The sequence below is a fragment of the Kribbella sp. NPDC050124 genome, assembly GCF_044460355.1.
Taxonomy (GTDB): Bacteria; Actinomycetota; Actinomycetes; order Propionibacteriales; family Kribbellaceae; genus Kribbella.
Genome location: NZ_JBITJU010000037.1, coordinates 1 through 13,950, shown reverse-complemented (window position 1 = coordinate 13,950; position 13,950 = coordinate 1). Strand labels below are relative to the sequence as shown.

Below are 13,950 nucleotides of genomic sequence, written 5' to 3'. Positions count from 1 at the left end.
CCGGTTGGTCGGCCCGTTGGCGGACCTGTCGAAGAAGGTCATCCAGGCGGTCCGTGGGGTGACCTGTTGTTCAGGTCCACCGAGCGTTGTCTGGATCCCAGTGCCTGCCGCGGGCCTCACCGCTGATGAGTGGGTCTGCGAAGGCTGTGATCACGGCGGCTGCGTCCGCGAAGCTGGTTGGGTAGCCGCGGCTGGGCCTTGACGTCGTAGCCATGGTTGGGGCGCGGGGGTGATGGGATCACCGAGACTGATGTCGAGTTGGAGCTTGAGTTGCGCACGCGTGATCGAGGCGGGGATGATGAGTCGGAGCCCGTGATAGCGGCCGTCCTCACGGGTCGGCGCGGTTCTGAGGCTTGCACTGTCGAACGCGACGCCGTCGTCGGCTTCGGTCGCGGCGTTTGCCCTGACCCGTCGGGTGATTTCGGTGTCGTCGCCGGTGAAGGCTCGCCCGAGGATGTCGATGTCGCGGGTGGTGCGGCGGGCGCCGAACTGGGCCAGGAGCAGGCCGCCCTTGAGGACGAAGTGTTCGCGGCCGGCTGGAGATATGGCGAGCCGGTAGAGGAGTCGTTCGAGGACGTACTCGACCATGACTTCGTTGGTGGCGCGCCTTTGCCCGGCGTGCTGAGTTCCGCAGGTCGTTGTAGGCGCGGCCGGCAGTGGTGTCGCGGGCAGGGTTGACCATCAGGCGAGCACCGCTTCGACGGCCGGCCGGATGACGGACAGGGCGTGCAGTTCGCGCGCGATGCTTTGGAGATCCGCGACGCCGTCGGGCCCGCTGGTTCGCAGGTAGCGGCCGAGTGCCGCGAGGGCGAGGGTGTGGCCGATGCGGTTGCGGTGGCGCATGGCATCGACCACGCTGCGGGCTGCGTCGTAGACCGGCACGAACTCGCCCGGTGCAGCCTCGTACTGCTCGATGTTGAGGTTGAAGGTCTTGGCCGCGTACTGCGCGACGACGATGGGCGGGTATGAGATCGTCGGACGGCGGGTGCCTCGCGGTACGGCGATGTGTACGGCGGCTGGTATGTCGTCGATGCTCGCGCAGTGCGAGGGCGGACTCGCCGCAGATGACTGCGTGGGATGCTCGGGTGTGGACACCCAGCAGATCGAGGTGTGCAGTCTCGGGGGCGTCCGACCGTCGGTAGGCACCACGCGAGAGTTCGATCGCGGCGCCTTCGTTGACCAGCGTCGCCAGATCCCGTGACGCCAGGCCGGCCCGGCGCGCCTGCGCCGTGGTGAAAGTGGCCGGCAGCATCGCCAACCGTTGGCGTGCACGAGGCGGCTCTGAGGACGTCATGTACCAAGCCATGCCCTGCGATGGTGCTGAGGGGTGCGATTTGATACAGACTTCGGGCCTCCGCCTCAAGAACCGATCCTGAACGACGCTTTCTCCAAAACCGCCTCACCGAACTGAGCGCATGACGTTGCCATACCTCGCGAACGCCCAGCGGGGCGGCACGCTGATTCATGGGCGGCGGATGACGACCGCGTTCGGCAGCCCTTCGGTGGGACTCAAGTCCAGGGCGGCATTGTGTCGATGACCTTGGTGGCGATGTCGAGGATGGCTTCGACTTTGGGTAGGGTTTCGGCGAGTTCGTCTTCGGTGACGGGTGGTACGTCGGGGGCTGGGTATTCGATGCGGTTGCGGCGGGTGCGCATCCGGTTGGCGGTTCGCAGCGTGGTGCCGAGGGGTGGGTCGAGTTGGGCGGTGACGGCGTCGATCAGGGCGATGTGTCCGCCGCGGCTGGTCGTGCGTAGGCCTTGGTTCTCGAGCACGGCCGTGAGTGCCTTGCGGGCGGCGTCGTAGGCGAGGACGTAGCCTGCATCAGGGTCGGTCGGTGCGACGAGTTGTGCCGAGGCGACGTAGCGGCGTGCCTGGGCGAGCATCGCGTCGGCGTGCTCGCGGCTGGCGGTGACGCGTTGGAGCCGTTGTTCTGCCAAAAGCTTGTCGATGGTGGTGCGGCCTTGTTCCCAACGCTTCACGCATCCTCCTGGTCGGGTTGACTGGTTCGGTCAAGTAGTAGTTCGACGAGCGGTTGTGAGCGCACAGTGGTGAGGAACGGGTCTTGCGTCGAGGACGCCCAGCTCTGCTTGCTGACCCGGTGGATGTTGACATCCAGGCCCAGCTGGTCTCGTGCGATTCGTGCGATCTCATCGAGATCGTCGAGGTCGGTCGTTCCAATGACGAGCACGTCCAGGTCAGCGGGTACCGGGCCGGGCTGCCCGGCGTGCCGGGCCGCCCAGGAACCGTAGATGTAGGCCTGCGCTACGCCGGGGACGGTGGACAGGAGGTCGGTGAGTACCGGCACCGGGCCGTAGGTCGCGGCAAGTAGATCGGTCAGCGGGCGGGTGAGCCGGTGGCTGGTGTCCGCGGCGAGCAGACGGACATTGCCGACACGGCGCGAACGCACAAGGCCGCCCTCGGTCAGGCGGTCGGCCTCGTGATGAATGGTCTTCACGCTCACCCCGAGCAGCCGGGCCAGATCGGTCAGGCTGTACTCGTCGTCAGGATGCAGGTAGAGCTGGGCCAGCAGGCTGCCCAACGTTTGCGACCGCAGCAGAGGCAACAGCGGCGCTACTCTCACAACTAGTAATCTGCCTTACGAGTTGTGAGAAGTCAAGCGGTGTCAAGTGCTCGGGCGCCGTGAAGCGGATGATCCGGAACGTCAGATGGTCGCCGAGGTCGACATCGACCAGTCCGGTCAGTGCTCTTTCACGGCCTCGGTCAGATTGGTCGCGTGCTGTGCTGCCAGATCCATGTCCTTGGTGGTGCGTGAGCGGGGCACGGGGCGAGCATGCTCATCCCGCCCTTGAGTAGCCACTCGGACTGCTCGCCCTCGGCGAAGACGCGGGTGAGGAACCGGTCGAAGCGCGCCTGCCGGATCTGGGCATCGACGCTGGCGGCGTTGACACCGGGGCCTGCTTGCCGGGCCGCCTTCTTCGCGGCGTCCTTGATCGCCAGCTCCAGGGATCGCCAGTCGGCGTAGCCGCCATGCTCAGTCATGGTCTCATCCTTCCGGTTGCACGCCCGCCAGCTCGTACAGGTCGTTCGCCAGGGAGTTGCCGTCGCTCCTGCGTCGCGCCGCGAAAGGGTCGAGGTAGGACGCGAGCCGGCCGGGTGCCACGAGCTTGTCGGCGCGTACGGCGTCGCGTACGGCGCCGGCGACCAGGGACAGGTCGGTTCCGAGCTCGACCAGATCCGCGATCGTGCGCTCGACGGTCAGGGTGGGGAGTCCATCGACGGGGACCACCTCGTCACGGGTCAGTTGCCGGATGCGCAGACGCACGCCGGGAAGCCGGGTTCCTTTGCGTGCAGGCACCATGAAGTCGAAGCCGTCGAGGAAGTAGTCACCGACGTCGTGAACGATCGCCGCCGTGATGCCGGCCGCCACGACCGGCGCGACACCGGCGCTGGTGCGGGGCGCGGTCGCTCCACCAAGGGCCAGCCACGTTGTGTAGATCGCCTCGTGATCTTGTGGTGGCGCTCCGGCCATGCGATAGACGCCTTGTGCCACACGCTCGATCGCACCGGCCGACGCCATCCGGGAAAGCTGCTTGCGGGAGACACCGGCGTCCTCGGCCTGGGCAGTGGTGACCAGGCCCCACCGGCGTTCCGCGATAGAGCCGAGCCGTACCAGCGTCGAATCAGCCACAGCAACGATTGTACCCAATTCCAGGGACAAATGTTGTCATGGATCGTATCGCGGTGCCTCGAAGATGGTCACGATCCGTAAAGGTGTCGGCAAGGTTCGTGAGTCATGCCTTGAGGTCGGCCAGCTGCTTCTTCAGGGAGTCGCGCTTCTGCAGTAGGTCGGTGACAGGCCGGCCTGGCGCGCCTGGGCCGTGGTGAAAGTGGGCGGCAGTACCGCCAGCCGTTGGCGTGCGCGAGGTGGATCCACGGGCGCCATATATCAAATCCTGCCCCGTGATAGCACCGAAGGGTGCGAGTTGATACCGGCTTCGGCTCTCTCCGAGAAGTCCGATCAGGATCGCTCTGCGGGATCCGGGCGCCGCACCTCAGCCGCTGGGCCAGGCTTAGATGCCGGCTCGGTTGAGGCGTTCGATGAGGCTGGGTTTGCGTGCGTGGGTTTGGCGCAGGGTGGTGGTGCGTTGCATGAAGTGGTGCTGCGTTGCAACCTGCTCACAGGCTGGTCCGGCGCCGGCGTTGACTTCTGGTGTGGCGAATTGTGAGGGCGGCGGCGAGTATCAGAGCAGCGAAGAGGGCGGCGATCGCAGCTACGCCGAGGTCGCTGACGATGTCGGCGATGCGGGTCTGCAATTTGCCTGCTGCGTCGATGACGGGGTCGGTGGTCGTCGTTCCACGGAAGACTCGGATCTCGTACCAACCGTAGTAGGCCACGTAGGCGCCGGCGATCAGCAGGAGCCCTCCGCCGGCACGTGAGGCGACGCCGCCGAGTCGGCGGATTCGGCCGATCGTCTCGCGCCGTGCCATGGCCAGCGCCAGGGCGGCGACGCCGACGATCAGGCCCATGCCGGCGGCGTACGCGCCGAACAGAGCGACCCCGGCCGCGGTCGAGTCGGTGCGGAAGGCCGAGACGACGATCGCCAGGAACGGTCCGATCGTGCACCCGAGGGAGGCGATCGCGTAGGCGCCGCCGAACAACACCATCGAGGTAGCCGACCGGGTGACCGCCGGACCTCGACGGAGCTTCGGTACGAGCGCAGGCAGCTCGCGGCCGGCCAAGAGCCAGGCACCGGCGGCGGCCAGGAGAAGGCCGAGGCCGATGGTGAACCAGGGCAGATGCTGTTGAATCTGGCCCGCAGCGGGGGCGACGACGAGGCCGAAGACGCCGAAGACTGCAGCGAACCCGGCCGTCATCGCGGCGGTCGCCGCCAGCGCGCGGCCGATCGCGACACCCCGCGACGGCGAGTCGTCACCGACCACCAGCAGTGTCAGGTAGGCGGGGAGCATGGCGAATCCGCACGGATTGACGGCCGCGAGCATCCCCGCCGCGAGCGCCAACGCCAGGGGTACGTCGCTCATCCGGCCGCGACCCCTCAGCCGACCAGCTCGGCGATCTTGTCCGACAGGCCGTTGCCGGCGGGCAGGTTCCCGGCGAACACCTTGTTGCCCGCCGCATCCAAGACGACATAGGTACTCTGCTCGGTCACCGCGAACCGCTCCCACACGTCGCCCGCCTCGTCGGACAAATGCGGAAATCCGCCCACGCGCTGATCCCTGACGAATCCCCGCATGGCCTCTGGGTCGTCCAGTCCGGCCACGCCGACGACGGAGGCCCTCCCTTTGTAATCCTGCGCGACCTTCGCGGTCTCAGCCGCCTGTGCACGGCACTTGGGGCACCACGGAGCCCAGAACCACAAGACGGCCGGCTTCCCAGCCAACGTCGCGCCGTTGAACGCCATGCCGTCCAGCGTCGTACCGCTGAACCGCAGCTTCTCCGGTACGGCGGCCGACGCCGACCCGGCGGGGGAGCGCGGCACCGAGGTCTTCGCCGTTGCCGACGGCGTGGTCGCGGACGGCTGCACTGCCTGGCTGGGACTGGTGACGGCTGGCTGACCCGCCTGGCCGGCCGGTGGCGTGGCCTCGGCGCCACAGGCTGTCAGCAGGAGGAGTGCAAGGAAGGCGGTCGCCGGCGCAAGTCGTCGTACAGGCATCGAGTTCTCCGGGGCTGGGGATTCTCACCCTAGTGTCGCGTGTAGTTAGTTGATTGACGGTTGGTTTGCGTCAGGATGGGGGTATGGCGAATCGTCCTGCTGCTGCGCTGGTTCTGCGTGAGGGTGATCGGGGTCGGCTGGTGCGGATGGCGCGGTCGTCGGCGGGGCGGGCTGGGTTGGCGCAGCGGGCGCGGATCGTGCTGCTGGCGGCTGATGGTGAGGCCAATACGGTGATCGCTGAGTGGGTGGGGGTCTCGCGGCCGACGGTGATCGGCTGGCGGGAGCGGTATACGGCGCGGGGGTTGGCGGGGCTGGATGATGAGCCGCGGTCGGGTCGGCCGCGGGTGGTCGATCATCGCAAGATCGTGGCGGAGACGCTGAAGCCGCCGCCGAAGCGGCTGGGGGTGACGCACTGGTCGAGCCGGCTGCTGGCCACTCGGTTGGGAGTGAGCAATGGCACGGTGGCCAAGGCCTGGCGTGATTACGGGGTGCAGCCGTGGCGGGTGGAGACGTTCAAGTTCTCCACCGATCCCGAGCTGGTCGCCAAGGTCACCGATGTGGTCGGGTTGTATCTGGCGCCGCCGGACAACGCGATCGTGTTGTGCGTCGACGAGAAGTCACAGGTCCAGGCGCTCGACCGGACCCAGCCGACGCTGCCGATGCAGCCTGGACTGGCCGAACGGCGTACCCATGACTACGTCCGGCACGGCACCACCACCTTGTTCGCGGCCCTGGAGATCGCCACCGGCACGGTGACCGCGGCGGTCAAACCCAGGCACCGGCACCAGGAGTTCCTGGCCTTCCTCAAGCAGGTCGCCAAGGCCTACCCCGACGACCAGCTGCACCTGGTGATGGACAACTACGCCGCCCACAAGCGCCCCGAGATCAGGGCCTGGCTGGCCGCCAACCCGCGGATCCAGGTCCACTTCACCCCGACCTCCGGATCGTGGCTCAACCTGGTCGTGCGACACGAAGCCGCTTCAGAGCAGCGGCACACATCGAAGGAGGTTCGACCGTTGTCGAAGGTGTAGTGCTCGGTCCAGTGCGCAGGGACCGTCCCCGCCTCGGCGTGCGTCGCGGGTAACCGCGGGGTGCGAAGCCCGAGGTTGAAGGCCCAAGGGCTCCCGTTCCATCCGAGGGTCACAGGCTGGGGAAGACCGGACGGGTGAAGGACGTGAACCCTCGTTGACGCCTCGTCATTAGCACTCTCGCCGATGGGATGTTTCAGCGAGAGATAGGGGCCGGCCGTTGTAGGGCGGCGGGTGCCGTCCGGGGGGATTTGGCCGGGCGGGAGCGCACCACCGTCCCCGGGGTACAGAGGGCACCCAACCCGGTCGTATCTGCTGGATGTGGAACGTGACAACCCCGTTGGGGTCCAGGCTGAGCATCTCGCTCAGGGATTCTCGTCTGGTAGGTCGGCCGTGAGGACGACCGACGCCGCAGCGGGCGCAGGACGACCCGAGAAGCGAACGCCGGTGGCCGAAAGGCAACGGGAAACCGGGAACCGTGCTGCTGGCTCCTCCGCCAGCGGTTCCCGCATAACCGGCCGGATAGGGGCTGTTGCTCCGACCCGAAAGGGTGCCGACGCGGGTCGGGTGAGCCTGCGAGGACATGCTGGCAAGGCACCGGAACCGAAGGGCAAGTTGGACACGATGACGGCAAACACGCCACCGCGGTTGCGACGGCGGCTATCGGAGTGAACGGACCGGAGGGCGCAGATGCTGACTGGGACACCGTCGACTGGCGGACCCAGGAGGACAACGTACGGCGGCTACGTCAGCGGATCTTCGCGGCATCGCGGGACGGGGACCTCAAAAGGGTCCGCAACCTGCAGAAATTGATGCTTCGCTCCCGCAGTAACGCACTCGTTGCGGTGCGACGGGTGACGGAGATCAATGCTGGCCGCAAGACGGCCGGGGTCGACGGCGTGAGGGTGGTGGAGTCGCAGCAGAAGGCCGAGTTGGCCGACTGGGCACACCGTCACGCGAAGCCGTGGTCACCGCGTCCGGTCAAGCGGGTGTATGTGCCCAAGAGCAACGGGCGTCGTCGTCCGCTCGGGATCCCGGTGATTGCCGACAGGTGCCTGCAGGCGCTGACGGTCAACGCGCTGGAACCCGAGTGGGAGGCCCGGTTCGAACCCAAATCGTATGGGTTCAGGCCGGGTCGTGGCTGCCACGACGCGATCGTGGCCATCCATACGACGGCGAGCCGCGCCGACGCCAAACGCCGGTGGGTGCTTGACGCCGACCTGGCGGCGGCATTCGATCACCTCAACCACGACCACATCTGCAAGTCGCTGGGCACCTTCCCCGCACGGGGGCTGGTGCGGCAGTGGCTGAAGGCCGGAGTGATCGAGGATGGCCGGTTCGCCTCCACCGAGGAGGGCGCGCCACAAGGCGGGGTGATCAGCCCGTTGCTACTGAACGTTGCTCTGCATGGCATGGAGGCCGCCGCCGGAGTCAGGTATCACGTCACCGGCACCAGAGCCGGTAAGACGGTGCCGGACTGTCCGGTGGTGATCCGCTACGCCGACGATCTGCTCGCCTTGTGTCACACCCGTGAACAGGCCGAGCAGGTCAAACAACGGCTTGCCGGGTGGCTGGCACCCAGGGGTCTGGTCTTCAACGAGGACAAGACCCAGATCACGACCCTGGACCAGGGCGTGGACTTCCTTGGGTTCACCATCCGCCGTTTCCCCAACGGCAAGTTGTTGACCAAGCCGAGCAACGATGCGTTGCGGCGGATCCGGAAACGGCTCTCCGTGGAGGTCTGGGCCCTGCGCGGGTCCAACGCCGACGCGGTGATCGCCAAGCTCAACCCGATCATCACCGGGTGGGCTGCCTACTACCGGATCGGGGCGTCCAAACGTGCCTTCGGTGCGCTGGACGCCCACCTGTGGAGGCTGGTCTACAAGTGGGCCAGGTTCACGCATCCGAACAAGTCGACGCGCTGGGCGATCGCCCAGCACTTCGGAATGTTCAACCCCGCCAGGCGAGACAAGTGGGTGTTCGGGAGCCAGGAGACTGGCTTCTACCTCCGCAAGTTCGCCTGGACACCGATCGTCCGGCACCGGATGGTCGCAGGAACGGCGTCCCCAGACGACCCGTCCCTGATCGACTACTGGTACCTGCGGCGTCGCCGCAGCCCACCCCCGATGGGCACCACCGTGCTGCGGCTTCTGCGAGCCCAGCACGGCCGATGCCCACTCTGTCGGGATTTGCTGCTGCACGCCGACCGTGAACCACAAAGCCCGCGCGAGTGGGAACAATGGCTCACGGCCACCCGCAAAGCGATTCGCAAACAGGCGGTCGCCGCCTGGGGAGCAGGCACACCGGACGAACGCGTCGCAACCCGTCTCATACACGCCCAATGCCACCGCCGCACCATCAGTGGAGGCAACGGAACAGCACTACTGCAAACCCGCGAGCCCCCAGGGCTTGCTTGAGCCGGTTGCCTGGAAATCGGGCACGGCCGGTTCTGAGGGGCCCCGGCGCAGCAATGCGCCGGGGCTACCCGACGAGGTATGGTTCAGCATCATCGAACGACAAGCCATCCGCCGCGGTACCTTCCGCTCAGTCCGTGATCTCAACGCCAAGATCCGCGCCTTCATCGACGGCTGGAACGACCGCTGCCACCCCTTCGTCTGGACCAAGACCGCCGACCAGATCCTCAGGAAAACCAACCGTCAGACCACTTCAAACACGGACCACTAGAACACTCCGGCACCGGCATCCAGGGCCGCCCTGACCGCCGCGGCGAATGTCAAGAAGTCTCAATGGCGGCGTCAAACAATCGCGACACCTCGGCAAGCTAGTGCCGCGTCAGCGATCGTTGGGGTCGTAACGCCGGCTTGTGTGCATTTCGACAGGAGGTGTCCGGTCCTCGCGCCCGATCTCCGGTCGGTTCAGGCGGGGAGCGGCCGGAGGTGGGTGTATACGTCCTGTCGAGCTGCACCGAAGGCCACCACGCTCCCGGTCCGCCTCCGCGCCACGGGCAACGCCACCCGGCACCGCATCCGCCTGACCGGGGCAATTTCAGCGGAGAATTCCGCAACTGCACCCTTCTCCCCCGCGCTTACCGGGGGAGAAGGGGCAAGGTCAAGGGAGAACCCGGCAAATGGCTCCACAGGCGGCGCACTCGGTGACGGCTCGGTCGGCCAGATGGCAGTTATCGGCTCCGGGATTACCTCCCCAACCTTGGTTGACGCGGCACTAGCCTCTCGACCGCTGTCGTACGGCGCCGTGGACGGCGGCGGTGATCATGGTCAGGGCAAGCAAGGTGTGGAGCCAGGCATCCGCCGTGTTCGTCGGAACGAGGTCTGGCACGACTGGCGTGTCGTCGAGCTGCCCGTACAGCACGAGGGCGATGAACACCGCACCTGTCACGCCGAGGAACAGCCGGCAGCGCCGCGGCGTTCCGGCGCTGATCACAGCTGCTACGCCGAGCAGCAGATGTACGACGTTGTGCAGCGGCGAAACGTGGAAGAGCCCGAACAGCAGGCCACCGGCCGCGGATCCACCCAGGTCGAGCCCCTCGAAGTCCTGGGCGAGACGAGGCAGGATCCCGAAGCAGGCCAGTGTGAGCAATGCTCCAGCGACCCAGAGCGCGACAGTCTGCGCAGCCGTCGGGAGCGGCGTTCGGGTCGGGTCGTCTTCCACGATCGGTTCCTCACTGGCAAGCTGCTCGAGCGCCACGCTGCGCCACCGACCGGGAGACTTGAGGTGACCCGGCCGGGTGGGGTGTCGGTCCGGCCGGGTCAGACGTCCGCCGGAAGCCCGTCCGGCCTGTGTCTCGCTGCGACTATAGGGCGAGCCTCGCCATCCGTGGCCGCCTGTGCCAGACCGTCCAGAGTCTCAAAGCGCCCTCAATCCGCCGTCCACGTACAGGCCACCGGATGCAGGGCTCACCGGTCCTGAACCCGAGGACCACACCAGTCGAGGACCGCTCGGGCGTACTCGGCGGGGACCTCGAACGGCGGGGCGTGACCCACGCGGTGGAGGACCACCAGGTTCCAGTCCGGTCGCTGCGCCGTCCAGTCATCGATCGACGCGCGAGGGGTGAGGCGATCGTCATCGCCCCAGACCAGGAGGGTCGGCGACGCTGCCCGGCGCATTGCGTCGAGCACGGGTCGCCGGCGGACGAACATCAGCGACATCAGCGACGCATACACCGGGACCGCGTTTCCCAAACGCGTCGGTTCGACCGTCGTCATCTCGTCCCGAAAGAGGTCGGCGAGTTCCGGCGACATTCTCGTCAGGTCACCGCCGAAGTTCCACTTGCTGCCCGCAACCGACGCGGGATCGCCCAGGACCCGCAGCTTCGCAGCGAGGATGCGCCGCCCCGCAACGCGGAGCAGCACCCGGGCGACCGGTGCGACGATGGCCAACCCGACCCTGCCGAGGGTTTGCCAGCTGCGCGCCTCGCCGGCGCTCAGCGGGGGAGGAAGTGCCGGCACCACCAGCACGAGCCTGTCAACGCGTTCGGGTGCCTGGTCGGCGAACAGCAACGCGATCGTCCCGCCCGCCGACCAGCCGTGAACCGTGACCCGATCCAGCCCGAGCGCGTCAGCGAAATCGCGCAGGAACCCGACGTTCGCTTCGATGCTTGCCGCGCGCCGATTCGGCAACGCGGTGTGGCCGGCGATCGTGCCGGGCAGGTCTACCGCGATCGCGTGCGCATGTGGTCGCAGTTCCGCGAGTACGTCGAGCCAGTTCGAGGCGCTGTTGGCCGGGTTGGGAACGAGCAGGTGAACCGGCGTTTCCGACGTGCGCGTCCGATCCGTCACCAGGTAGTGCACCTTCGTGCCGCGCATTTGGACTGTCTCGCTGCGAATCCCCGACCCAGCGAGCGGCGCGCTCACCCCAGTCGGTGTACTGCACCACCCCAGGCTACGCCCGTCGAGAGGAGTTTGCCCGACGCCCAGGGTTGGTCAGGTGCCGGACTTTGTGGCGCCGAGGATGTCTTGGGCTTTCTCGACCGCGGTGGCGGTCGCGCCGTCGATGTCTTCGGGCAGGCCGTTGATCACGGTGATGGCGAGGACGACGTCGTCGACGCCGGTGGTGATCATGGTGACCTCGAAGCCCTCCAGGGGCCCGGCGGTGGCGGTGAAGCGTACGGCGACGGGGTCGGTGCCGGCGTCGGGCGCGGCGACCTCGCGGATGCTGATCGGCGAGCTGCCCTCGCCCGGGACCTTCAGGGTCATCGTGCGGCACGCGGCGACGGCCTGCTTGAAGGATTTCTGCAGTGCCCGGACGGCCGCGGGCGATCCCATCGCGTCGATGCTCTCGTCGATCCACGGGCCCTGTGCGCCGCCGGAGTACGACTGGCCGGCAGACGCCTTCGATCCGGGCGGGTTGTCCGCGTTGGAGAAGGCGACCAGCTTCGCGCAGCGGGCGTCCTTCGACGAGACCGTGACATCGGAGTCGTCACCGCCCTCGTCCTTTTCGACGGAGAATCCCGGCGGCAGATCGGCCAGCGCGAGCAGCGCCTTGGCGAGCTGCGCCGCCGTCCGCGCCGGCTTCGCAGGCGGCGCCGACGGTACGGCGCTCGGCGTGGTCGCCGACGGCGTCGTGGTGGTCGGAGCCGGCGTCGACGAGGCCGTGGTCGAGGGTGCCGACGTCGAGGTGTCAGAGCCGCCGGAGCAGGCGCTGAGCGTAATCACGACAGCAACGCAAGCGGCGGCACGGAGGGACTTGATCATCAGCTTCTCCTGGTGTGCGGGCATGGGTCAGGCGTCGCCGACCAGACTTCCCGGCACACCAGAACAGCCGAACGTTCCAGTAGCGATGCCTCGCCATCAGGCGGCGCATCGCTACGACATGCGATCTACGCGGCTCGGGGAACCGCCGCACCGCATGCATTGACTACATCGTCCCAGCGGCGCCGGCGTTACGGCGCTTGCGCCTCACTCCTCAGAGCGTGACAGGCAACTCCTGCGGCCTGGCTCCAGGTGCGGAGCATCAGGCCGTTTGGGTCGGGTGCCTCCAACGATCTGCTGGCTCATAGCCGTTGAGTCCGCTGCCCCAGGTGGCTGGGTACGGGCGCCGCGATCCGGCGGACTCGCCAAGCTCAAAGGCGCCCGTGGATTTCGACTGGGCTGAGGCGTCTAGGCGCGGGTCGGAGTAAATCGTTCTGCTGCGGTTCAGGATTCAGCACTCCAACTCGAGCAGAAGCAGTTTGTCGCCGCTCGAGTCTGCCCACAGGTGGGCCAGAAAATGGACGTCAGTTCCAGTTGGCGGAAGGCCGTCGATTGAGATATAGCGCGGCTCGACAACAGTTGACCAACCCTCGACGCCGGATGCCAGGAGCTCATAGACGACAGGCATGGGCTCGCTCCTGTCGACCATCACCAGAGGTAGGTCTGGATTGTTCCGCAGGAGAGTTCCTACCTCCACAGCGTCCAGCCACTCGTCACGTTCCTCGGTGAACACGCGCCCGTCGCTGGAGACTAATTCGTCCCCGTGGATCTTGTCCGAAAAGTACTTCATCTTCGTTGAGATTCTGATTGATCGGCGCAACTTGTCGTCCATCACGACCCGTTCAACCTCGCTCCTCTCATCGACGTGCCTCGGCCATACACTTCCGGATGTGCGGGTACGCCAGTGTCAACCTGACGCTCTCATTCATCTTGGCCTTCAGCCAGCGTTCTCGCGCTCCCGCACCGACGGGGGCGTCTGAGTCCGCAGCCGGCGTAGTTGCTGCACCCTGACAGCCCAGCTGTGGCTGTCGGGATACCAGGCGTGGAACGATGCGCGGCATGCGCACGTACTTGCTGACGACTCCCCGGTGGGTGGTCGGGCTGTTCAGCGGGCTGGTCTTCGGACTCGGGATGGCCGCGTTGATCCGGTTCAGCAGCCCACCGGCCTCCTGGCGGGAGGCGGCGGTCATCGGTGGTGTGGCCGGTGTCTTGTTTGGGTCGGCGATGGCGTTCGGCCTCGACAGGCAGCGGCGCGAGTTGCGCGCCGCGGCCGGGGACCTGCCGCCGCGGCAGCTCCTGGAGGCGTATCGGGCTGCGTTTCGTGGTCCGATGCCGGATGACCCGCTCGTCCGGTCAGCGGCGGCTCGCGTGGCTCGGCGGAGGCTCGAGTCATTGCGGCGCGCGCGGATCCTGTTCGTGATCCTGGCGATCCTGATGGGAATCGGTGCCGTGACGAATCTGATCGGCGGTGACTACTGGGGGGCGGCTCTACTCGCCGCCGCGGCGCTGGCGTGGTTTGCCGAGCTAGTACTCCAGCCGTAGTTCGTGATCTGGCGGTGTGGCGGTCCCGGACGTAGCGCAGCCACCGGTTGATGATCTCGGGTTGTGTGGACTCAAGA

The 13,950-nt window shown here is 67.1% G+C and carries 14 protein-coding genes and 2 pseudogenes; 4 read left to right on the top strand and 12 right to left on the bottom strand.

Annotated elements, in window-relative coordinates:
- Positions 1-150 precede the first annotated feature (150 nt).
- From ACIBL3_RS43695 to ACIBL3_RS43660, 8 genes are all read right to left on the bottom strand, one after another.
- Positions 151-588 carry a nucleotidyl transferase AbiEii/AbiGii toxin family protein gene (locus tag ACIBL3_RS43695; RefSeq protein ID WP_396359921.1) on the bottom strand — a complete coding sequence of 146 codons (438 nt, stop codon included), beginning with the start codon at positions 586-588 and terminating at the stop codon, positions 151-153.
- Positions 589-681: 93 nt separating this feature from the next.
- Positions 682-1,146, bottom strand: a complete 465-nt coding sequence (locus tag ACIBL3_RS43690) for a hypothetical protein (RefSeq protein WP_396359920.1) — start codon at positions 1,144-1,146, stop codon at positions 682-684.
- Between the two features lie 363 nt (positions 1,147-1,509).
- The gene (locus ACIBL3_RS43685) at positions 1,510-1,980 is read right to left on the bottom strand and encodes a HEPN domain-containing protein (RefSeq protein ID WP_396359919.1); all 471 of its coding nucleotides are present in this window, start codon (positions 1,978-1,980) and stop codon (positions 1,510-1,512) included.
- The gene (locus tag ACIBL3_RS43680) at positions 1,977-2,582 is read right to left on the bottom strand and encodes an ArsR family transcriptional regulator (protein WP_396359918.1); all 606 of its coding nucleotides are present in this window, start codon (positions 2,580-2,582) and stop codon (positions 1,977-1,979) included. Before ACIBL3_RS43680 ends, ACIBL3_RS43685 begins: the two co-directional genes overlap by 4 nt.
- A 140-nt stretch (positions 2,583-2,722) precedes the next feature.
- Complete coding sequence (locus ACIBL3_RS43675; protein ID WP_396359917.1) at positions 2,723-3,001, bottom strand: hypothetical protein; 279 nt, start codon at positions 2,999-3,001, stop codon at positions 2,723-2,725.
- 4 nt (positions 3,002-3,005) lie between these two features.
- Positions 3,006-3,650, bottom strand: a complete 645-nt coding sequence (locus ACIBL3_RS43670; RefSeq protein ID WP_396359916.1) for a type IV toxin-antitoxin system AbiEi family antitoxin domain-containing protein — start codon at positions 3,648-3,650, stop codon at positions 3,006-3,008.
- Between the two features lie 488 nt (positions 3,651-4,138).
- On the bottom strand, positions 4,139-5,002 hold the full coding sequence (locus ACIBL3_RS43665) for a cytochrome c biogenesis CcdA family protein (RefSeq protein WP_396359915.1): 864 nt from the start codon (positions 5,000-5,002) through the stop codon (positions 4,139-4,141).
- A gap of 14 nt (positions 5,003-5,016) precedes the next feature.
- On the bottom strand, positions 5,017-5,634 hold the full coding sequence (locus tag ACIBL3_RS43660; RefSeq protein ID WP_396359914.1) for a redoxin domain-containing protein: 618 nt from the start codon (positions 5,632-5,634) through the stop codon (positions 5,017-5,019).
- A gap of 83 nt (positions 5,635-5,717) precedes the next feature.
- Here ACIBL3_RS43660 and ACIBL3_RS43655 point away from each other — a divergent pair.
- From ACIBL3_RS43655 to ACIBL3_RS43645, 3 genes and pseudogenes are all read left to right on the top strand, one after another.
- Positions 5,718-6,596 (top strand): annotated as a pseudogene (locus tag ACIBL3_RS43655) (IS630 family transposase); the annotation flags it as partial.
- 734 nt (positions 6,597-7,330) lie between these two features.
- Positions 7,331-9,079 carry a group II intron reverse transcriptase/maturase gene (ltrA, locus tag ACIBL3_RS43650; protein ID WP_396359913.1) on the top strand — a complete coding sequence of 583 codons (1,749 nt, stop codon included), beginning with the start codon at positions 7,331-7,333 and terminating at the stop codon, positions 9,077-9,079.
- Between the two features lie 73 nt (positions 9,080-9,152).
- Positions 9,153-9,347, top strand: a pseudogene (locus ACIBL3_RS43645) (IS630 family transposase); the annotation flags it as partial.
- 498 nt (positions 9,348-9,845) lie between these two features.
- Here ACIBL3_RS43645 and ACIBL3_RS43640 read toward each other — a convergent pair.
- The 4 genes from ACIBL3_RS43640 to ACIBL3_RS43625 all read right to left on the bottom strand — a co-directional run bounded on the left by ACIBL3_RS43640 (position 9,846) and on the right by ACIBL3_RS43625 (position 13,166).
- Positions 9,846-10,292, bottom strand: a complete 447-nt coding sequence (locus ACIBL3_RS43640) for a DUF4383 domain-containing protein (RefSeq protein ID WP_396359912.1) — start codon at positions 10,290-10,292, stop codon at positions 9,846-9,848.
- Positions 10,293-10,537: 245 nt separating this feature from the next.
- A complete protein-coding gene (locus ACIBL3_RS43635; RefSeq protein WP_396359911.1) occupies positions 10,538-11,446 on the bottom strand; it encodes an alpha/beta fold hydrolase in 909 nt (302 codons plus the stop codon).
- Between the two features lie 117 nt (positions 11,447-11,563).
- On the bottom strand, positions 11,564-12,334 hold the full coding sequence (locus ACIBL3_RS43630) for a hypothetical protein (RefSeq protein WP_396359910.1): 771 nt from the start codon (positions 12,332-12,334) through the stop codon (positions 11,564-11,566).
- A gap of 448 nt (positions 12,335-12,782) precedes the next feature.
- On the bottom strand, positions 12,783-13,166 hold the full coding sequence (locus ACIBL3_RS43625) for a hypothetical protein (RefSeq protein ID WP_396359909.1): 384 nt from the start codon (positions 13,164-13,166) through the stop codon (positions 12,783-12,785).
- A gap of 224 nt (positions 13,167-13,390) precedes the next feature.
- Between ACIBL3_RS43625 and ACIBL3_RS43620 the strand changes: the two genes are divergently transcribed.
- Positions 13,391-13,873: a hypothetical protein gene (locus ACIBL3_RS43620; protein WP_396359908.1), complete on the top strand. Its 483-nt coding sequence runs from the start codon at positions 13,391-13,393 to the stop codon at positions 13,871-13,873.
- Positions 13,874-13,950 lie beyond the last annotated feature (77 nt).

Excerpts from the sequence above, each read along its gene's own strand:
- ACIBL3_RS43695 (WP_396359921.1), bottom strand. The coding sequence starts at position 588 with ATGGTCGAGTACGTCCTCGAACGACTCCTCTACCGGCTCGCCATATCT.
- ACIBL3_RS43675 (WP_396359917.1), bottom strand. The coding sequence starts at position 3,001 with ATGACTGAGCATGGCGGCTACGCCGACTGGCGATCCCTGGAGCTGGCG.
- ACIBL3_RS43665 (WP_396359915.1), bottom strand. The coding sequence starts at position 5,002 with ATGAGCGACGTACCCCTGGCGTTGGCGCTCGCGGCGGGGATGCTCGCG.
- ACIBL3_RS43660 (WP_396359914.1), bottom strand. The coding sequence starts at position 5,634 with ATGCCTGTACGACGACTTGCGCCGGCGACCGCCTTCCTTGCACTCCTC.
- ACIBL3_RS43635 (WP_396359911.1), bottom strand. The coding sequence starts at position 11,446 with ATGCGCGGCACGAAGGTGCACTACCTGGTGACGGATCGGACGCGCACG.
- ACIBL3_RS43630 (WP_396359910.1), bottom strand. The coding sequence starts at position 12,334 with ATGATCAAGTCCCTCCGTGCCGCCGCTTGCGTTGCTGTCGTGATTACG.
- ACIBL3_RS43620 (WP_396359908.1), top strand. The coding sequence starts at position 13,391 with ATGCGCACGTACTTGCTGACGACTCCCCGGTGGGTGGTCGGGCTGTTC.